This is a genomic window from Methanoculleus chikugoensis, from assembly GCF_019669965.1.
Taxonomy (GTDB): Archaea; Halobacteriota; Methanomicrobia; order Methanomicrobiales; family Methanoculleaceae; genus Methanoculleus; species Methanoculleus chikugoensis.
Window position 1 is genome coordinate 424,457 of record NZ_AP019781.1, and the last position, 17,706, is coordinate 442,162.

General features: G+C 63.9%; 20 protein-coding genes. 7 read left to right on the forward strand and 13 right to left on the reverse strand.

Annotated features, from left to right (window positions below; translation table 11 throughout):
• The first annotated feature begins 256 nt into the window (after positions 1–256).
• Positions 257–796, forward strand: a complete 540-nt coding sequence (gene thpR, locus MchiMG62_RS02235; RefSeq protein WP_221057694.1) for an RNA 2',3'-cyclic phosphodiesterase — start codon at positions 257–259, stop codon at positions 794–796.
• On the forward strand, positions 793–2,166 hold the full coding sequence (gene cca, locus MchiMG62_RS02240; protein ID WP_221057695.1) for a CCA tRNA nucleotidyltransferase: 1,374 nt from the start codon (positions 793–795) through the stop codon (positions 2,164–2,166). Before thpR ends, cca begins: the two co-directional genes overlap by 4 nt.
• Positions 2,167–2,337: 171 nt before the next feature.
• Here cca and MchiMG62_RS02245 read toward each other — a convergent pair whose 3' ends face one another.
• Complete coding sequence (locus MchiMG62_RS02245) at positions 2,338–2,754, reverse strand: hypothetical protein (protein ID WP_221057696.1); 417 nt, start codon at positions 2,752–2,754, stop codon at positions 2,338–2,340.
• A 305-nt stretch (positions 2,755–3,059) separates the two neighbouring features.
• Between MchiMG62_RS02245 and MchiMG62_RS02250 the strand changes: the two genes are divergently transcribed.
• Positions 3,060–3,458 carry a hypothetical protein gene (locus tag MchiMG62_RS02250; protein WP_221057697.1) on the forward strand — a complete coding sequence of 133 codons (399 nt, stop codon included), beginning with the start codon at positions 3,060–3,062 and terminating at the stop codon, positions 3,456–3,458.
• Positions 3,459–3,480: 22 nt separating this feature from the next.
• Here MchiMG62_RS02250 and MchiMG62_RS02255 read toward each other — a convergent pair whose 3' ends face one another.
• The 7 genes from MchiMG62_RS02255 to MchiMG62_RS02285 all read right to left on the reverse strand — a co-directional run bounded on the left by MchiMG62_RS02255 (position 3,481) and on the right by MchiMG62_RS02285 (position 10,259).
• The gene (locus tag MchiMG62_RS02255; RefSeq protein ID WP_221057698.1) at positions 3,481–4,233 is read right to left on the reverse strand and encodes an ABC transporter permease subunit; all 753 of its coding nucleotides are present in this window, start codon (positions 4,231–4,233) and stop codon (positions 3,481–3,483) included.
• Between the two features lie 2 nt (positions 4,234–4,235).
• Entirely contained in the window at positions 4,236–5,252 is a 1,017-nt protein-coding gene (locus MchiMG62_RS02260; protein WP_221057699.1) for an efflux ABC transporter ATPase subunit, DrrA-related, read from the reverse strand.
• Positions 5,253–5,267: 15 nt separating this feature from the next.
• Positions 5,268–5,528: an AbrB/MazE/SpoVT family DNA-binding domain-containing protein gene (locus MchiMG62_RS02265; protein WP_054847260.1), complete on the reverse strand. Its 261-nt coding sequence runs from the start codon at positions 5,526–5,528 to the stop codon at positions 5,268–5,270.
• Positions 5,529–5,897: 369 nt separating this feature from the next.
• Entirely contained in the window at positions 5,898–6,917 is a 1,020-nt protein-coding gene (locus MchiMG62_RS02270; protein ID WP_221057700.1) for a Coenzyme F420 hydrogenase/dehydrogenase, beta subunit C-terminal domain, read from the reverse strand.
• Between the two features lie 5 nt (positions 6,918–6,922).
• Positions 6,923–7,660, reverse strand: a complete 738-nt coding sequence (locus MchiMG62_RS02275) for a GltB/FmdC/FwdC-like GXGXG domain-containing protein (protein ID WP_221057701.1) — start codon at positions 7,658–7,660, stop codon at positions 6,923–6,925.
• Between the two features lie 5 nt (positions 7,661–7,665).
• Complete coding sequence (locus MchiMG62_RS02280; RefSeq protein WP_221057702.1) at positions 7,666–9,183, reverse strand: glutamate synthase-related protein; 1,518 nt, start codon at positions 9,181–9,183, stop codon at positions 7,666–7,668.
• Entirely contained in the window at positions 9,180–10,259 is a 1,080-nt protein-coding gene (locus MchiMG62_RS02285) for a class II glutamine amidotransferase domain-containing protein (RefSeq protein WP_221057703.1), read from the reverse strand. The genes MchiMG62_RS02280 and MchiMG62_RS02285 overlap by 4 nt, the downstream gene beginning before the upstream one ends.
• Positions 10,260–10,360: 101 nt before the next feature.
• Here MchiMG62_RS02285 and glnA point away from each other — a divergent pair, with 101 nt between their 5' ends.
• On the forward strand, positions 10,361–11,689 hold the full coding sequence (gene glnA, locus MchiMG62_RS02290; RefSeq protein WP_221057704.1) for a type I glutamate--ammonia ligase: 1,329 nt from the start codon (positions 10,361–10,363) through the stop codon (positions 11,687–11,689).
• Positions 11,690–11,772: 83 nt separating this feature from the next.
• Here glnA and MchiMG62_RS02295 read toward each other — a convergent pair whose 3' ends face one another.
• The 3 genes from MchiMG62_RS02295 to MchiMG62_RS02305 all read right to left on the reverse strand — a co-directional run bounded on the left by MchiMG62_RS02295 (position 11,773) and on the right by MchiMG62_RS02305 (position 13,449).
• The gene (locus tag MchiMG62_RS02295) at positions 11,773–12,090 is read right to left on the reverse strand and encodes a hypothetical protein (RefSeq protein WP_221057705.1); all 318 of its coding nucleotides are present in this window, start codon (positions 12,088–12,090) and stop codon (positions 11,773–11,775) included.
• A 3-nt stretch (positions 12,091–12,093) separates the two neighbouring features.
• The gene (locus MchiMG62_RS02300; protein ID WP_221057706.1) at positions 12,094–12,996 is read right to left on the reverse strand and encodes an Mrp/NBP35 family ATP-binding protein; all 903 of its coding nucleotides are present in this window, start codon (positions 12,994–12,996) and stop codon (positions 12,094–12,096) included.
• A 138-nt stretch (positions 12,997–13,134) separates the two neighbouring features.
• Entirely contained in the window at positions 13,135–13,449 is a 315-nt protein-coding gene (locus tag MchiMG62_RS02305) for a ubiquitin-like small modifier protein 1 (protein WP_244987765.1), read from the reverse strand.
• Between the two features lie 164 nt (positions 13,450–13,613).
• On the opposite strand from MchiMG62_RS02305, the gene MchiMG62_RS02310 reads away from it, so the two are divergent.
• Positions 13,614–15,413 (forward strand): aldehyde ferredoxin oxidoreductase family protein, encoded by a 1,800-nt coding sequence (locus tag MchiMG62_RS02310; protein WP_221057707.1) that lies wholly within the window; start codon positions 13,614–13,616, stop codon positions 15,411–15,413.
• Between the two features lie 6 nt (positions 15,414–15,419).
• Here the strand turns inward: MchiMG62_RS02310 and tsaA are convergent, their stop codons facing one another.
• The gene (tsaA, locus tag MchiMG62_RS02315; protein WP_221057708.1) at positions 15,420–15,857 is read right to left on the reverse strand and encodes a tRNA (N6-threonylcarbamoyladenosine(37)-N6)-methyltransferase TrmO; all 438 of its coding nucleotides are present in this window, start codon (positions 15,855–15,857) and stop codon (positions 15,420–15,422) included.
• A gap of 4 nt (positions 15,858–15,861) precedes the next feature.
• Complete coding sequence (locus MchiMG62_RS02320) at positions 15,862–16,272, reverse strand: ribonuclease HI family protein (protein ID WP_244987766.1); 411 nt, start codon at positions 16,270–16,272, stop codon at positions 15,862–15,864.
• A gap of 159 nt (positions 16,273–16,431) precedes the next feature.
• Here MchiMG62_RS02320 and MchiMG62_RS02325 point away from each other — a divergent pair, with 159 nt between their 5' ends.
• Both MchiMG62_RS02325 and MchiMG62_RS02330 read left to right on the forward strand, forming a co-directional pair.
• The gene (locus MchiMG62_RS02325) at positions 16,432–17,136 is read left to right on the forward strand and encodes a phosphoribosyltransferase (RefSeq protein ID WP_244987767.1); all 705 of its coding nucleotides are present in this window, start codon (positions 16,432–16,434) and stop codon (positions 17,134–17,136) included.
• Positions 17,137–17,154: 18 nt separating this feature from the next.
• On the forward strand, positions 17,155–17,631 hold the full coding sequence (locus MchiMG62_RS02330) for a YbhB/YbcL family Raf kinase inhibitor-like protein (RefSeq protein WP_221057709.1): 477 nt from the start codon (positions 17,155–17,157) through the stop codon (positions 17,629–17,631).
• Positions 17,632–17,706: the final 75 nt, after the last annotated feature.

Below are 17,706 nucleotides of genomic sequence, written 5' to 3' on the forward strand. Positions count from 1 at the left end.
TGAATTGCGTTGTATCTGAAATGATAATACCCCCGGATTATTCGGTCACTATATTTTCGTTTTGCACGGTTATAACAGATCTCATTCTATGCGGGGCGCTGCTTCTCATCGGTGAGCATATTCCCGCACCCCTGTTGCGGATGCCCGAAAACCTCCTGCCGGGCGGATTCCCCGGCCGCCTTGCGCTCTGTTGTGGCGCTCAAGTCTCCGCCGGACAATCACCATTTTGTAGGGTGAAGCACGATAGTACGGTAGTATGGTCAGGACGTTCGTTGCAATCGATCTGCCGGAGGATCTCCGGGAGCGCGCCCGTGAGTCCCAGGAGATCCTGAAACGGTCGTCCGGACGGCTCGCCATCGTCGACCCTGCAAACCTCCATCTCACGGTGAAGTTCCTCGGGGAGATCGATCCGGCGCAGGTCGATCCGGTCGTCGAGGCGCTCCGGGCTGTCCGGGCCGCTCCCTTCAGCCTGACGGTCGGGTACCCCGTCTGCAACCCGCCACGAAAGCCGCGGGTGATCTGGTGCGACGTCACGGACGGCGGGGAGAGCGCCGCGCTTGCCCGGCAGGTGGACGATCTCCTCGCGCCTCTCGGGTTTTCCCGGGAGACGCGTCCTTTCCGCCCCCACGTGACCCTTGCCCGGGTGAAAGAGTTCCATCCCTCGCAGTGCCGGGAGGCGGCGTCCATCCCGCGCGAACCGCTCGGGACCTGCCGGGTGGCGAGCATCAAACTCAAGAAGAGCACGCTGACGCCCCGCGGCTCGATCTACGAGGATCTCGCGGAGGTCGCGCTGTGACCCGGTGCCCCTGCGAGGAGGAGGTGCTTGAGCGGATCCGCCCCACGCCCGAAGAGCGGACCTATATCCGTGCAATGGGAGAGCGGCTGATCGAGGCGGTGGAGCGTTCGGGGAAGGCGAAGGCGATGATGGTCGGTTCGGTCGCCCGCGATACCTTCGTCCGGGGCGACCGGGATCTCGATATATTCATGCTCTTCGACCCCGCCCTCTCCCGGGAGGAACTGCAGGAGCAGGGGCTCGCCCTCGCGCACCGGATCGCGGAGGAGTTCGGCGCGACCTGGCGGGAGAAGTACGCGGAGCACCCCTACGTCAACGCGACGATCGACTCGCTCGATATCGATCTCGTCCCCTGCTACGCCGTTGCGAGCGCCACCGAGATCAAGAGCGCCGTGGACCGGACACCGTTTCACACCCGCTACATCCTCGCGCACATAGACGACTACGCCGACGACGTCCTCCTTGCGAAGCAGTTCGCGAAGGCAGGCGGGGTCTACGGCTCGGACCATATGACCGAGGGGTTTTCCGGCTACCTCTGCGAGATCCTGACGATCCGTTACGGGGGGTTCCACCCGCTTCTCGAGGCCGCCGCCTGCTGGAGGCCCGGGGAGGTGATCGATATCGAGGAGCACGGGACGAAGGAGTTCGAGGACCCGCTCGTCGTCATCGATCCGGTCGATCCGGAGCGGAACGTGGCGGCGGCGCTCTCGCTCTCGCGGATGTTCGAGTTCGCGGAGCTCGCCCGCGGCTACCTCGCCGGGCCGTCGGAGGCGTTCTTCTGCCGGTCGCCGTCGCCGCCGCTCACCCGGGAGGTCTTCGCCCGTCTCCTCTCTCTGCGGGGGACGCACCTCTTCTCCATCACGTTTGCAACGCCGGACTACACCCCCGACACGGTGGTCCCCCAGCTCCGCAAGTCCGCCGAGTCGATCCGGGAACTCCTGGAGCGAAGCGGGTTTCCGGCCAACCGCATCGATGTCTGCATGGGAAAAGAGCGGTGCATGCTCGTCTTCGAGCTGATGGCTGCGGAGGCCCCGGCGATGCGCCGGCACATCGGCCCGCCGCTCTCGTCGCGGGAGAACGCGGAGAAGTTTCTCGCGAAGTACGTCGGTGAGGAAGTCTTCGCCGGCCCCTACGTCGAGGACGGCCGCTACGTCGTGGAGGTCGCCCGCCCGTTCACCCGGGCCGGCGACCTTCTCCGGTCGAAGACCCTCTTTGAGGTCGCGCTCGGCAAGCATGTCTACCGCTCGATGAAGCAGGGCTGGACAGTGAAGGCCGGTGCCGAGTGCTGGGACGAGGAGTTTTCCGGGTTCCTCTCGGAGTTCCTGGAGCGATCGTCGCCGCTTGCGAGGATCAAGAGGATGACGGGAAGGTAGAGGGGTCCGGCCCACCGGGTGACGGTTGGAAAGTCCTGCCCGGCCTGTGTCGTTCGCCAGGTTCCTCGTCCCGGCGCCGCGGTCGGCCCGGACTTCCGATACCCTTGCCGTTCTTTGTCGGGGGTCTCTCCCGAGACCGGCACCCGGATAGGCATGTCCGGGGTGAGCCGGCTAAAGATGCTCCCAGATCATGGCATAGATGGTGCCGATGAGGGGAAACCCTACAATTCCGAAGAGGAGGTCTTCGAGGTAGAACCCGGTCGGGTAGTCCATCGACGTGACGGTGATGAAGACGCTCGGTATTGTGTAGATCAGGATGAGCATCGCGCCGAAAGCCGTCCCTTTGCTGCCCGGCGGGCCTTGTAACGCGTCCTTTACCAGGTCGAACACGATGGCTGCCGCAAACGACAGGATGAACGGGTAGGCGAAGAAGAACAGCACCAGCGGATCGCCCGCCGGGCGCATACCCCCCAGAGCGAGGGCATCGTAGGGAGCGATAAGCATTATGAGGGCCGAGATGACGAAGTTCACGATGAGGAGGGCTATCCCCCCGATGAACCCCCCTGCAATGATCTTTTTTGCATCCATGGATGTTCACGAGGCGCATCTCTCCTTGACGATATCAAAAACCTTTCTTTTGAGCCGGCGGTGTTGCACGATACGCTTAAAGCTACGCGAGTCTGTTGCTATCTTTCCTGTGGCCCGATGGAAAAACGACGTTGACTTATCCTGAGATTAGAGGAGACGGATCCGTTGCCGGACTTTCGCGGTGGGCGGCGATGACCGCAGGGCTGCGGCAGGCATCCTACCCGTAGCGGCTGGAGGGAACCATCGTCTCTCCCTTCCGGTGCATTTCCGGTCGGTATATCAGCATCGGCGTATCATCCACCTCCATGAACGTGACATCCGGGGTGAAACTCCTCGGCTTCGGCCTTCTCACCTGGCTCCTCCCATTTCTCCTTGCAATCCCCTTCTATTCGCAGGGAGGCGAACCGCTCTACGACATCTTCCTGATCAAGTCGGTCCTGCTCGTCTTCTCCACCGCGCTCGGGACCTTCCTCATCCTGATCTACATCAGGGGCGTACACGCCCGGTTCGTCCGGGAAGGTGCCCTGCTCGGCGGCGTGTGGCTCCTGATCAACTGGGCGCTTGACGCCGTCATCCTCCTGCCTCTCTCGGGGATGGACGCCGGCACCTACATGGCGCAGATCGGCCTTCGTTACCTCAGTATCCCGATCATCGCGGTCGGGATCGGGTATGCGGCCGAGCAGGCCGTCCGGGGGACCGGGTAATCCCTTGGTACCTGTCCTGCCATCAGATACGGATCTTACGGAAGAGGTACGCCCCGATAACGGTCATGAGTACGGTGCACCCGCCCAGGACGGCGAGGCTTGCGAGCGGATGGATCTGTGCTGTCCCGGTGAGGCCGTAGCGTATCCCCTCGACGCCGTAGGTCAGGGGGTCGGCGAGTGTCAGCGGCCGAAGCCATGCGGGCAGGCTGTTGATGGGGAAGAGCGCTCCCGAGAGCCCGAAGATCGGGAAGATCACGAAGTTCATGATGAGCTGGAAGCCGTGCATATCCTCCATCCTCGATGCGATGGCGATGCCGAACGCCGTGAAGGTCACGCCGATCAGCACCATGAACCCGAGGGCGATGAAGAACCCGGTTATGCTGGTGGGCTTGAGCCCGATGAAGAGCGCAAGCACCATGAGGATCAACCCCTGGATGACCGCCGTCGTCGCCCCCCCGAGCGTCTGGCCGAGCATGATCTCAAGGCGCGAGACCGGGGCGACGAGCGTCTCTTTCAGGAATCCGAACTGTTTGTCCCAGATGACCTGGATCCCTGAGAAGACCGATGTGAAGAGAACGCTCATGGCCACGATGCCCGGGATGATGAAGCCCATGTACCCTTCTCCTCCCATGCCCGGGATCTGAACGACCGAGCTCAGCCCAAATCCGAGCACCAGCATGAAGAAAAGGGGCATCCCGAGGCTGCCGACGATCCTGCTCTTCGACCGCAGGTAGCGCTTGATGTTCCGCAGCCAGATGGTGTAAATGATATCCATGCCTACCGCCTCCCTGCCCAGCGGAACATCTGCATCGCCTTTCTGCTGCCTGTCTCCTCCCTGATCGTCCTTCCTGTATAGTGCAGGAAGACGTCCTCGAGCGTTGGTTTGCGGACCGAGAGGGAGGTGATATCGATGCCGTTCTGGTGGATGGCGGTCACGATCCCGGGGATGTGCCGGTCGGCGTCCTGCAGGCGGACCGTCACCGAGCCGTCGTGCTCCTCGATTCCCGAAACCCACGGGGCGGCCAGGAGATTGATGACTGCATCGGGGTTGGGCGAGGCTATGGTGACGACATCGCCGCCGATTGAGGATTTCAGGTTCTCCGCGGTATCGAGCGCTACGATCGTCCCGTGATCGATGATCGCCACCCGGTCGCAGAGCCGGTCGGCCTCCTCCATGTAGTGGGTGGTGAGGATGATGGTGATGCCCTTCTCGTTGTTCAGCTGCTCTATGTACTCCCAGAGGTGGTTTCGTGTTTGCGGGTCGAGGCCGAGGGTGGGCTCGTCCAGGAAGAGCACTTTCGGTTCATGGAGCAGTCCCCGGGCGATCTCGAGCCGGCGCCGCATGCCGCCGGAATAGGTCTTGACGAGGTCATCTTTCCTGTCTTCGAGCCCGACGAGGGTCAGGAGTTCGTCGATACGCTTCCGGCGCACCTCCCCGGGGATCCGGTAGAGGCGGCCGTGGAAGTCCATGTTCTCGTACGCGGTCAGTTCTTCGTCCAGGCTCTGATCCTGGAAGACGATCCCGATAGACTTCCTGACACCGTCTTCATCGGTCACGATATCATGGCCGTTGACTGTCGCCGTGCCCGAGGTGGGTGTGAGCATCGTCGAGAGCATAGAGATCGTCGTCGTTTTTCCCGCTCCGTTCGGGCCGAGCAGCCCGAAGATCTCGCCGCTCTCGATGGTGAACGAGATCCCGTCGACGGCGACGAAATCGTCGAAGGATTTCGTCAGGTTATTGACGCGTATGGCCGGGACGGCTCCGGCTCCGTAGCGTGGTGTATCCGTGTGCATTCGAGCACCTGGTCGTCATTCTTCGGGCGGCTCTTCCGGAGCTTTCTCGAAGATCTGGAGCATTTTTTCGGCGATCCTGCGGAATCTGTCTGCTTTGACGATGGCGATCCCGTGGTCCTCGTCGCCGAGGACCATCAGCGTATCACCGGGTCTGATGTCGAAGATATCCCGGGCCTCTTTCGGGATAACGATCTGACCGCGTTCACCGACTTTGACCGTTCCGAAGATGTGTTTTTTATCATTATGGTCGTGGCGGCAGTGATGGTTGTGGAACATGCAGGTTACCTCGTTGAAATATCCCATGTTGCGTCTTTGTGGTTATCCCGGGCATCCTCTCACCCCGTCAGATAATTCACACAAATCATATTGGTATGTATTATCATACATCATAAACTCCTCGCTCCGGTACACCCCTGACCCTGACTTGAGTGTTGCGGCGTTGCCGGGGGCTGGAAAAAGTGAGAAAAATACTTGCTCCGCCGGGATTCGGCAGGCAATGGTTCGCAACAGGCCGACAGGGAACCTACTGGCCCTGATCCGTCCTCACCCCCAGAATCAGTAAGCGCCAGCCCGGGCCTGCTGGTCTCTTCGGAAGGTTAACCGCTCGCTACCCGGCGTCATATCGGAGTGGCAGTAAAAAAAGTATTATTCCTGCCGGCGCTCTGCCTTCTTCGCCGCCAGGCGCTTGATGAGGGAGAGGTCGACGGCGCCGCCGGTCGCGAGTTTCCCCTGCCAGACCGCACGGTCGACGAACCCTCTCCCGATGTCGTTCCTGATCACGAGCGTCGTGTAGCCGTCCGGCGACCCGACGGCACCCGCGGAGACGTCCGCGTTCACCGCCGTAAAGTCGGTGCAGACGTGGCACCCGGGGCGGACGGACTCCTCCAGCTCGGCGAGCGGGATGGAGATCTGCCGCTCGTCCTGCAGGTAGACGTCCAGTTTGCCCTTGATGTCCAGGCGGTGGATCTCCCATGGCTCGATCTTCTTCTCCGACTGCAGTTTCCCCTCGACCAGTTTCGCGTAGTCGAAGGTCTCCGTGCAGAAGAGGCCGATCACGAGCCGGATCGCCTTCGCGTAGGGCCGGAGGAGTTCATGGTCGCTCGCCCGGATCGCCTGGGTCGCCCGCGCCACGCAGGGCACGCCCACGACGGCGATGCGGCGGTACTTCCGGGTGACCACGGCTTCCTTGAGGGACGCAAGGAGCGGCACCCACCAGGAGTAGCGGCTCCCGGCATGCTTGATGAGTGCGTCCGACGAGGTGATCACCGCAGACGACGGCTTCATCGTCCAGGGGTCTCTCGTCACGGTGACGACCGCATCGATCAGCCCCTCGTCGAGGGCGTTGACGAGGATCGCCGTCACCGCACCGCCGCTCTGCTTACGCTCAACCGGGAAGACCGACCGGGCCGCAACGATATCCTGGTAGGACCCGAGCATCTTCCCCTGCGTTGCGATATCGATCCGCGGGCAGGCCGCGTAGCACGCCCCGCAGGGCACGCCGTCGTTATCGGCCTTGCAGTAGCCGATGTTCACCGGCGCATCGGTGTTCCCCGGCGCGAACCGGAGGGCATCCGCCGGACAGACCGCCACGCACGCCCCGCACCCGGAGCAGAGTTCCGTATCCCAGACCTCCGACTTCAGGTCTTTGAATGTCTTTGTCTCCATGCCCATCACTCCCACGTATACTTCCCGGCAAAGGGCCGTGCGCTCGCAGGGACGATCCGGGTGTAGTCCGCGTTCACGAGCGGCTCCGGATCGAGCCCGAAATCGGCCGCAAACTCCCGGATGACCGGGGCGATCCGTGCCCGGTCCTCATCGGTGAGCGGCAGTTTCTTTGCGCCTGCAGCGAGGCAGGCTTCGTCCACGTCTCCGCGGATGACGATCTCGCCGCCGTGGATCCCGCTCCCGATCTCCCGGGCTTTCATAACCCCGTCGAGACCGAGGACGAGCAGGAGGCCGCCCGCCATGTACTCGCCGAGGAACGTCTGTGCCGACCCGCCGACGACCAGTATCGGCCGCTGCGTCTCGTACTGCTTCATGTGGATCCCGCCCCGGTAACCGATATCTCCGCGGACGAAGACCTTGCCGCCCCGCATGCTGTGCGCCACCGCGTCGCCGGCGCTTCCGTGGATCACCACCTTTCCGGAGTCCATCGTGTTGCCGGGCGCGTGCTCCGCGTTGCCGCTGACGATGACGGTCGGGCCGCTCATGAACATGGCGAGATCCCCGCCTGCGACGCCGTTGACCCGGATGGTGGCGTTCCCGCGGAGACCATCGCCGATGAACCGCTGCCCGAGGACGTTGTCGACGACGATCTCGTCGGCCCCGTCCTCGATAGCCTTCCTGATCTGCTGGTTTAAGGGGGTGTAATGCACTCCCTTCGCATCGATCGTGACCTGTTTTGCCATTGTGCTCACGCTCCCACCGACTTGACGTCGAGGATATCGAGGAGCCCCTCGTCAAGCATGTAGCCCCGGAGCCGGTCGCGGTTGCCGCGCAGGCTCTCGATGCTGTTGATACCGGCCGCGCCCATCAGTTCGGTGATCTCGAGTGTCCAGGCGTGGATCAGGTTCGCGATCTGTTTCGATGCCACGTCGGGGTTCAAGCGATCCACGAGATCCTGGCGCTGGGTGGCGATCCCCCAGGGGCAGAGGCCCTGATAACAGTTCCCGCAGACCCGGCAGCCCATCGCCGCGAGCGCCGCGGTGCCGATGTAGACCGCGTCCGCCCCGAGGGCGATCGCCTTCACGACATCGGTGCTCTCACGGATGCTGCCGCAGGCGATGAGAGAGACCTCGTTCCGGAGACCCTGGTTGCGGAGTTCCTGGTCGGCGGTTGAGATGGCGACCTCGATCGGGATGCCGACGTGGTCGCGGAAGACCCGCGGTGCCGCGCCGGTACCGCCGCGGAACCCGTCGATGGCGATGGCGTCCACCCCGGAACGGGCGACGGCCGCCACGTTCTCGGCGTTGTTGTTAACGGCCGCGATCTTCGCGAAGACCGGTTTCTTCCGTTCCGTCGCCTCCTTGACGGAGTTGACGAGCTGGGGGAGGTCCTCGATGCCGTAGATGTCATGGTGCGGCGCAGGGCTGATCGCATCGCTACCCTGCGGGATCATCCTTGTCCTGGAGACGTCCGCACTCACCTTCTCGCCGGTGAGGTGCCCGCCGATGCCCGGTTTTGCTCCCTGGCCGAGTTTGAGTTCGATCGCGGCGCCGCGCTCCAGGTAGTCGACGTTCACGCCGAACCGCCCGGACGCGACCTGGACGATCATCCGGTCCTGGTAGGGGTAGAGGCCGGGATGCAGTCCGCCCTCGCCGGTGCCCATGTAGGTGCCCGTCTCCCTTGCCGCCCGCGCCATCGCCACGTGGGCGTTGAGGCTGATTGCACCGTAACTCATGTGCCCGAGCATGATCGGTGTCTCGAGCATGAGGTTCGGCGTGAGTTCCGTGGAGAGTTCGACGTCGCCGTTCGGTTTCTGCCTGAACTCGAGTTTCGACGGTTTCTTCCCGAGGTAGGTCCGGAGTTCGACGGGCTCGCGGAGCGGGTCGGTCGGGGGCGTGGTGACCTGGCAGGCGTCCAGCATCAGGTGATCGAAGATGATCGGGAGGTTCGCGACGCTGCCCATCCCGGCGAGGATGATCTTACCCGTCCTGGCCTGGTTGTAGATCGACTCCCTGACCGCCCTGGTCCAGACCGGGTGGCTCCGGTAGTCGCAGGGCTGCTCTTCGAGCATGATGGCGTCCCGGGGACAGTAGGCGAGGCACCGGTGGCAGGCGGTGCACTTCCGGGAGTTGATCAGGATCCGGTCGCCGTCCCGCCGGAAGACGCCGTAAGAACAGTTCTCGATGCATCGCTCGCATTCCATGCACTGTTCGCGGTCGATCGTGACCCGGTACCGGAGCGGCATGCTCCCAAGGTTGCTGCTCATGGGGCAACCCTCCCGATCACCGGCTCGCCTGCAGCCGGTCTCGCGATCGACTCGACGCCGGATTCCATCGCCCGGATCGCCGCCTCCTCGCTTGCGATGTAGAGGCGGTCGCCGCACTCGCCGACGACCATCGGCCGGAGTTTGCCCCGGTCGGTGAACCCGACCATCATGTCGGGGTTCGCGGCCACGACGGTGAACGGCCCGTTCATCGTCGCGGAGCCGTAGGCGAACCGGAGAGCCCGGTTCAGGTTCTGCTCGGCTTCGGGCATCCGGTCGATCTCCTCCCAGTAGGGCGGGGCGAGCGCGCGGATGGCGAGGCTGATGTCAAGGCCGTGCTTGCGCACTAACAGGTCGATCAGGTAGGCGATCACCTCGCTGTCGGTGCCGGTCGAGCAGTTGTAGCCGAAACTCTCGACGTAACGCCGGTTCGCGCCATAGGTGGTGGTCTTTCCGTTCTCGACGACGCTCCAGTCGTGCAGGTTGAACGGGTCGGGCCGTTCCCACAACTCAGGGCGGTTCGTCGCGTAACGGTTGTGCGCGAGCCAGATGTAGCCCTCGTAGTCCTGGATACGGTAGTAGTCCGCCACGTCCTCCGGCCATCCGCCGGATCCCCCGGGTCCTCTCGACCCTCCGGCCTTGAAGACGCCGACGTTCTTGCCGGAAGAGACAACCTCGGCACCGTTCGCGCTCGCGTTGATCTGCATCACGAGATTCGTGACGATGTCTTTCTCCGGCGACGCGCTTCCCGGAGCAAGGGAAGCGTCGGGCTTGAAGAAGTAACGCCAGGGGGTACAGTTTACCCGGAGGTTGGGCTGGTCGCATGTCGGGATCGCCTCGTCGTGCTCGATCGTTCCCCACTGCTCCAGTGTTGCGTCGATAACCGCTTTGCTCTCGCAGGCTTTGTCGAAGAAGACGTGGAGGGCGTAGCAGTCCCGGTAATCGGGGTAGATGCCGTAAGCGACGTACCCCGCCCCCTCGCCGCTGCCGCGCTCGTTCATCATGGAAAGGGCTTCCCGGATGCCGGAGCCGTCCATCATCTGGCGCCTCTTATCCATTACACCAAAAATGCCGCACATGGTAACCTCGGTGAGTATGCTCAGTTGCCGTTTCTGGAACTCTGCCTGGGAATATTTGTGTCAATAGGTATTTATTTCATCGGATAGAAGTTGACTTCCACATGTCCCGCGACCCCACTTCTGCGATGCTCGACCACATCGAACAGGATAACGTCCGATTCCTCCGCCTTCAATTTACGGACCTCCTCGGAATGCCCAAGAACGTCGCGATCCCGGTGGAGCAGGCCGAGAAGGCACTGACCAGCGGCATCGGGTTCGATGGGTCGTCGATCCAGGGTTTCGTCCGGATCGAAGAGTCGGATATGGTGCTCAAGCCCGACCTCTCGACCTACAGCCTCCTGCCCTGGCGGTCGGGGGAGTACGCGGAGGCGCGTTTCGTATGCGATGTCTACAAGGCCAGCGGCACGCCGTTCGAAGGCGACCCGCGCTACGTGCTCCGGCGGGCGATGGAGGATGCGGCGAAGGACGGCTACGTCTTCAACACCGGCCCGGAACTGGAGTTCTTCCTCTTCAGGATGCACGAGGGGCGGCCGACCACGCAGTTCCAGGACGTCGGCGGCTACTTCGACCTCGCGCCGACCGATCTTGCGGAAGACGTCCGGCGCGAGATCATCCTCGCGCTCACCGAGATGGGGTTCGAGATCGAGGCATCCCATCACGAGGTGGCCGAGAGCCAGCACGAGATCGACTTCAAGTACAGCGACGCGCTCCACACGGCCGACAACGTCATCACGTTCAAGTTCGCCGCGAAGACGATTGCGCTGATGCGCGGCCTGCACGCATCCTTCATGGCGAAGCCCATCTACGGCATCTGCGGGAGCGGGATGCACACCAACTGTTCGCTCGCAAAGAACGATAAGAACGCTTTCTACGATCCGGACGCCCCGCGGCAACTCTCCAGGACCTGCATGCACTTCATCGGCGGGCTGCTTCGCCACGCAAAGGCCATCACCCGGGTCGCGAACCCGACGATCAACTCCTACAAACGGCTCGTCCCGGGCTATGAAGCGCCCTGCTACGTCAGCTGGAGCGCCGGGAACCGTTCGGCCCTGGTGCGGGTTCCGTCGCCCCGCGGCAACAGTACCCGGGTCGAGTTCCGCAGCCCCGACCCGACCTGCAACCCCTACCTCGCCTTCACGGCGATGCTCGCGGCCGGAATGGAGGGTATCCGGGAGAAGATCGAGCCGCCGGCAGGCGTCGATAAGAATATCTACCATATGACGCCCGCCGAGCGGGAGTGCGCCGGGATCGAGACATTGCCCGGCGACCTGTACGAGGCGAACCGGGCGCTGCTTGCCGACGATCTCATATGCAGAGCGCTCGGCCCCCATGTCGTCGAGGCGCTCACGAGCGTTGCCGAGGCCGAGTGGGAGGCGTACCGGACGACGGTCCACCCCTGGGAACTCGACCGGTACCTGGCGACGTACTGAACTCTTTTTTTGGCGGATTGCTCCCGCATCTATAGTGTGAAGAAAAACAGGGGGTATCTATGGTTTTTTTCGGGTGGGCCGGGCTAGCAGCACTGCTGTTTGCCGCCCTCTTCGCCTTCGAGGAGAAGCCTGCCGAAGAGCACCCGCTCGATCGTCGCGGCCACGTACTTCATCCGCTGGGCCGCCTCCATATCCTCGTAGCGGTGGATGTCGGCGTAGACCTGCAGGCGGACGAGGCCGAACCGCAGGCGGTCGAGATCGTCGTCCCCGAGTTCCGAGGCCTCGCGGTAGATGGGCTCGAGCAGGAAAGGGAACTCCTCGAACTCTTCGAGTGCCTCGACGACCCGCGCGAAGATCGGGAGGTGCTCCTCCCGGCCTGCAAGAATCTTCGAGTAATCCATACTTTACTCCTCGATCTGATCCACCAGGGCCTGCATGATGGCGTCGAAACTCTTCCAAGTCGGGCTCTCCTCGGCCCCGGCACGCCGGATGATGAACGGCCTTCCTTCGTCCGCCGCCTCGCGCATCTCCGGGTCGAGCGGGATGGAGCCGAGGAAAGGCACCCCGAGTTGCTCCGCCTCTTTCTTGCCGCCGCCCTTGCCGAAGATATCGATCTCCTCCTTGCAGTGGGGGCAGACGAACCCGCTCATGTTCTCGACGATCCCGAGCACCCGGAGTTCGAGTTTCTTGATGAACTCGGCCGCCTTGCTCGAGTCGAGAACCGCGACGTCCTGCGGGGTGGTGACGATGACCGCGCCGGCGATGTTCGGAGCGAGCTGGGCGACGGTGAGCGCCTCGTCGCCGGTGCCGGGCGGGAGGTCGACGATCAGGTAGTCGAGATCGCCCCAGTTGACGTCCTCGAGGAACTGCCGGATGACCGTCATCTTCATCGGACCGCGCCAGATCACGGGGGTGTTGCGCTCCGGGAGGAGGAACGCCATCGAGATGACCGCGAGATTGCCGGTGACCCGGACCGGTTCGATGATCTTCCCGTCGTAGGACTGGAGGCGGGCGTCCTCGATCCCGAGCATCTTCGGGATGTCCGGGCCGTGAATATCGAGGTCGATGAGCCCTGTGTTGTACCCCCGGTTGGCGAGGGCGTAGGCGAGGTTTGTTGAGACCGTGCTCTTCCCGACGCCGCCCTTCCCGGAGAGGACGAGGACGACATGCTTGACGCTGACATCGGCCTTCGGTGGGAGGCCCTTCGGAGCGTCGGCGTTTCTCGGGTCGTCGCACTTGGTTGCAGACGGGCAGTTCGAGCAGTTCCCGGTGCAGGATTCCGTATTGGATTCGTTTGTCTGAGCCATAGGAAGTATCCTCTGCGGTATAGTATCCTTCTAGAGAAGGATCTGGAGCTACTATATATTAACGGTAAACGACACAAAAAGGTATAGTTTATGGCAAATTGTCCCGATCAGCCGCCGGGATGCTGTTTCGTGTGCGGGTTACCCTCCGCCTGCGGGAGGGAAAAAGGCGACGGTATCGCCGTCTTCGAGGGGCGTTTCGAGACCTCCGCTGAAGTGGATATTCCTGCCGTTCTTCAAGATATTGACGTAAGCCCGGATCTCCCCGGTGGGGGTGAAGAGGGCGTCGCCGAGCCCGGGGCACCGGGCGGAGAGGTACGCGAGCAGGTCGCCGATGGTCGATCCCCCGGGGATCTCCGCATTGCGCTCGGCCGGGATGATGTCGCGGAGCATGGCAAATGCCCTGACCTTCACCGTTATGGCACCCCCTCCGTTCGCGCCCAGAACCGTCGCCACCTCTTCCTCCACCCCGGGTGATAGGGGCCTCCGGTCTTATTGGTATCGCTCCCGGGCGCGTGCCCGGATCGTATCTGGTTTCCTCAACGCGAAAGTTAATGAGTCGATAGCGCCTTCCGGCAGCCTTATTGCCCTGGCCGGGCCCTGGGGGCATGGTGATAACCATGAACGGCTACGCAGAGAAGATCCTCTACGTCGATCTCACGAGAGAGCGGACGATGGAGGAGCCGTTTCCCGAAGAGTGGAGGCGGGCATACATCGGAGGGAGAGGCCTCGGGGTTCGCATCCTCGAGGACCTGGTGAACCCGGGCATCGATCCTCTCGGTGCGGAGAACGTGCTGGTCTTCGCCACCGGGCCGGCTGCCGGGAGCGGCCTTCCCCTGGGTTCCCGGTACGACGTCGTCACGAAGTCGCCGCTGACCGGGACGTTGACCAGCGCGAACTCCGGCGGGAAGTTCGGCACCAGCATGAAGCGTGCCGGGTACGATGCGGTCGTGATCCTGGGGCGGGCGGAACGGCCGGTCTCCCTCCTCCTCGACGGCGGGCACGCGGAGGTCCGGGCTGCCTCGCCCCTGTGGGGGATGACGACGGGCGAGACGACGGCGGCTCTCCAGGAAGACCTCGGCGACCCCGGCGCAAGCGTCGCCTGCATCGGCCCCGCCGGCGAGCGCCTCGTCCGATTCGCTGGTATCATCAACGAGACATCCCGGGCCGCCGGCCGCGGGGGCGTCGGTGCCGTGATGGGGTCGAAGAACCTGAAAGCGGTTGCCGCCCGGGGAAGCGGCCGGATCACCGTCGCCGACCGCGACCGTTTCCTTGCCCTGAAGGGCGAGGTCGCGGAGAAGATCCGGGAGAACGCTATCTCGGGCGGAGGGCTGCCCCGGTTCGGGACGGCGGTCCTCGTCAACATCGTCAACGAGAACTACATCCTCCCGACCCGGAACTTCCAGACCGCTCACTTCCCCGCAGCGGAGAACGTCTCGGGGGAGCGGATGGCCGGGACCATCCTCTCCGGGAAGATGGGGTGCCAGACCTGCATCATCCAGTGCGGCCGCGACGTCGAGATCGAGGGGGAGCGGATGGCGGGCCCGGAGTACGAGACGATCTGGGCCTTCGGGCCGGACTGCGGGATCGACGACCTTGCCGCCGTCTCGGAGGCGAACACCCTCTGTAACGACCTCGGCCTCGACACCATCTCCACCGGGTCGACGATCGCCTGCGCCATGGAACTCTCGGAGAAGGGTTACATCGACGATGAGGTCCGGTTCGGCGATGCGGAGCAGATGGTCGACCTCGTCCGCCGGATCGGCCACCGCGACGGGATCGGCGACGAACTCGCCGAAGGCTCCTTCCGCTTCGCGAGGAGGCACGGGCACCCCGAACTCTCGATGAGCGTCAAGCGTCAGGAACTCCCTGCCTACGACCCCCGGGGGCTGCAGGGGCACGGGCTTGCCTACGCAACATCGGTTCGGGGCGGCGACCACGTCTACGGCTACATGATCGCTCCCGAGGTGCTCGGGTCGCCGGAGAAACTCGACCCCTACTCGAACGACGGAAAGGCGGTCTGGACGAAGACGTTCCAGGACCTCACGGCCTTCATCGACTCGTCGGGAAGCTGTCTCTTCACCTCGTTCCCGCTCGGGGCGGCGGACTACGGGGCGATGGTCTCGGCGGTCACCGGCTACGAGATCGATGCCGGCGAGGTGCTCAGGATCGGCGAGCGGATCTGGAACATGCAGAAGGTCTTCAACCTGAAGGCCGGATGCACCCGGGAGGACGATACGCTGCCACCGCGCCTCCTCCGGGAGCCGCTCACCGAAGGTGCCCCGAAAGGCCGGGTCTGGGAACGGGAGCCGCTCCTCGACGACTACTACCGCGCCCGGGGATGGGACCGGGAAGGCCGCCCGACGCCGGAGAAACTCCGCGAACTCGGCATCGGGGAGGAGGCGGTCCCTGTCCCATAACCCGATCTACTTTTTGATGTGCCACCCGCCCGTCGCTTCGGGGATGCAGTCGATCTCGGGGGAGTAGGGTTTGATGTCCAGCACCGGGGTCCCGTCCAGGGCGTCGAGCCCCCTGACCACCAGGACGTCGCCCTCCCGGCGGACGAGGTCGACGATCCCGAAGCCGATCGGGTTTGGGCGGGCGGGTGAGCGGGTGGAAAAGACTCCCCTCTCCCGGGTCTCGCCCGGCGGTTTCGCGAAGAGCAGCCCGCGCTCCGCCCGGTCGAGCCAGTAGAGGACGATGAGGTGGCTGCTCCGCTCGATCCCCTCGAGCCCCGCGGCGTAGGTTTCGAGGACGCGGATCTCCGCGACGGTATCCGCGAGGCGCCCCTGCCGGGGAGCGTCGCCGCGGACCCGGTAGGGTGACCGGACGACGCCGATGGGAGTGCACTCGATCGCAGCCATGCCGCTATCGCCTCCCCCGTCGCTCTGCATCGAGCGTCTCGTTGCAGAGGCGGTCCGCGACCTGGATGCAGGGGTGCTCCCGTGGGACGCTCTCGAACCTGACCTCCGTGAAATGGCGCATCCGCCGCCGCACCTCCTCTGCGAGACCGGCGAGGTGCTCTTTGGTGATGCGGTACCGGCCGGTGAGCTGGCGCACGACCAGTTCCGAGTCTGACCTGACATCGAGCCTGCCGCTCGTGAACTCCCGTGCGGCGTCAAGACCGTTGATGACGGCATGATACTCGGCCACGTTGTTGGTCGCGGTTCCGATGTAACCGGAACGGCCGGCCACGACAGATCCGTCACGCACGATCACGTATGCCCAGGCGGCGTCTCCGGGATTACCCCGTGAAGCGCCGTCGGTATACAGCGTCACCGCATCGGTCTCTGTCAGCGGTGTCCCCTCCGGTCAGTCTCTCTCCTGATCATCTCTGGGTTGATCATCGATCTTTTGGGAGTTATTGGTATCGTTCCCCGGAGCGGGCGGCCCGCCCACCGCAACATGTTAATATCCCGGCGCGGTAAGGGCGGACGCATGCTGGATGCGGGCCGGGTCATTGAGGAGAGATCGATGCGCGACAGGCTGAGCGTTTTTGAGAACCGGACCGACGGCGGGAGACGACTCGCGGCGACCCTCTCGTCGCTCCCGATGGCCGCCGAACCGGTGATCTGCGCAATCCCTGCCGGAGGGATTCCTCCGGGGCTTGAGGTGGCGCGGGCCTTGAAGGCCCCGCTCCGGATGGCGGTGGTGCGGAAGGTGCAGGTGCCCTGGAACCCGGAGGCCGGGTTCGGCGCCGTGACCTGGAACGGACAGGTCTTCCTGAATCACCCGCTCGTGAACGCTCTCGCCCTCTCGGATGCCGAAGTGAACGCCGCCGTCGCGAAGGCTAAAAAGAACGTGAAAGAGCGGATCGCGAAGTTTGCCGGCGGCCGGGAAGAGCCGGGGATCGAGAACCGGACGGCGATCCTGATCGACGACGGTCTCGCAACCGGGTACACGATGCTCGCCGCAATCGAGGCCGCCCGGGCGGGGTCTCCCCGCGAGATCATCGCGGCGATCCCCACCGGATCGCTTCACGCCGTCAACTTCATAGCCCGGAAGGCGGATCTCGTCGTCTGCTTGAACATTCGAACCAGCCACACCTTTGCGGTGGCGCAGGCATACGAGGAGTGGCACGATATCACCGACCTGGAGGTGCAGGAACTGCTGATCCAGGCCCGGGACATGGAGCTCTTCTGACCCTCATAGGAGCGTAAGATGGAGCCGTTAACTGTGATACTGGGCTTCGGCGTCTTCCCGCAGGAGCACACCTGTGACGGCGCCGATCGATCGCCGTCAATCACCGTCTTCGGCGCGAGGGCACCGTACCTCGCGTTCATCATGGAGGATCTCGATGCCCCGGGGGGCATCTTCACCCACTGGATCCTCTGGAACGTTCCCGTCACGGAGAAGATCCCGGGAGACCTGCCGGCCGAAGGGGCGCTTTCGGAACCGGCCGGGGCGGTGCAGGGGACGAATGACTTCGGCACAGTAGGCTACCGGGGACCCTGTCCGTTGCGGGGTGAGTCACACCGGTTCCTCTTCCGGGTCTACGGGTTTAGTCGGCCGCTCGACCTCGCGCCGGGAGCCGACCGGGTTGCGTTCGGGCGTGCCATCGGGGACGCCATCCGGGAGTACGGCGAGGCGGTGGCGGCATACGGAAGAGCGGCCGAAGTGGCGCCGTCCCGGTGCTAGGCCCGGCCTGCCCCCCATCCGGTCGCAACGGGTATATACGGCAACCCCCATGGAAGTGCCGGAGGAGGAACACGC

Bases quoted from the DNA above. Each gene is read 5' to 3' on its own strand.
- thpR (WP_221057694.1), top strand. From the start codon at position 257: ATGGTCAGGACGTTCGTTGCAATCGATCTGCCGGAGGATCTCCGGGAG.
- MchiMG62_RS02245 (WP_221057696.1), bottom strand. From the start codon at position 2,754: ATGGATGCAAAAAAGATCATTGCAGGGGGGTTCATCGGGGGGATAGCC.
- MchiMG62_RS02250 (WP_221057697.1), top strand. From the start codon at position 3,060: ATGAACGTGACATCCGGGGTGAAACTCCTCGGCTTCGGCCTTCTCACC.
- MchiMG62_RS02255 (WP_221057698.1), bottom strand. From the start codon at position 4,233: ATGGATATCATTTACACCATCTGGCTGCGGAACATCAAGCGCTACCTG.
- MchiMG62_RS02260 (WP_221057699.1), bottom strand. From the start codon at position 5,252: ATGCACACGGATACACCACGCTACGGAGCCGGAGCCGTCCCGGCCATA.
- MchiMG62_RS02265 (WP_054847260.1), bottom strand. From the start codon at position 5,528: ATGTTCCACAACCATCACTGCCGCCACGACCATAATGATAAAAAACAC.
- MchiMG62_RS02270 (WP_221057700.1), bottom strand. From the start codon at position 6,917: ATGGAGACAAAGACATTCAAAGACCTGAAGTCGGAGGTCTGGGATACG.
- MchiMG62_RS02275 (WP_221057701.1), bottom strand. From the start codon at position 7,660: ATGGCAAAACAGGTCACGATCGATGCGAAGGGAGTGCATTACACCCCC.
- MchiMG62_RS02280 (WP_221057702.1), bottom strand. From the start codon at position 9,183: ATGAGCAGCAACCTTGGGAGCATGCCGCTCCGGTACCGGGTCACGATC.
- MchiMG62_RS02285 (WP_221057703.1), bottom strand. From the start codon at position 10,259: ATGTGCGGCATTTTTGGTGTAATGGATAAGAGGCGCCAGATGATGGAC.
- glnA (WP_221057704.1), top strand. From the start codon at position 10,361: ATGTCCCGCGACCCCACTTCTGCGATGCTCGACCACATCGAACAGGAT.
- MchiMG62_RS02295 (WP_221057705.1), bottom strand. From the start codon at position 12,090: ATGGATTACTCGAAGATTCTTGCAGGCCGGGAGGAGCACCTCCCGATC.
- MchiMG62_RS02300 (WP_221057706.1), bottom strand. From the start codon at position 12,996: ATGGCTCAGACAAACGAATCCAATACGGAATCCTGCACCGGGAACTGC.
- MchiMG62_RS02310 (WP_221057707.1), top strand. From the start codon at position 13,614: ATGAACGGCTACGCAGAGAAGATCCTCTACGTCGATCTCACGAGAGAG.
- tsaA (WP_221057708.1), bottom strand. From the start codon at position 15,857: ATGGCTGCGATCGAGTGCACTCCCATCGGCGTCGTCCGGTCACCCTAC.
- MchiMG62_RS02325 (WP_244987767.1), top strand. From the start codon at position 16,432: ATGCTGGATGCGGGCCGGGTCATTGAGGAGAGATCGATGCGCGACAGG.
- MchiMG62_RS02330 (WP_221057709.1), top strand. From the start codon at position 17,155: ATGGAGCCGTTAACTGTGATACTGGGCTTCGGCGTCTTCCCGCAGGAG.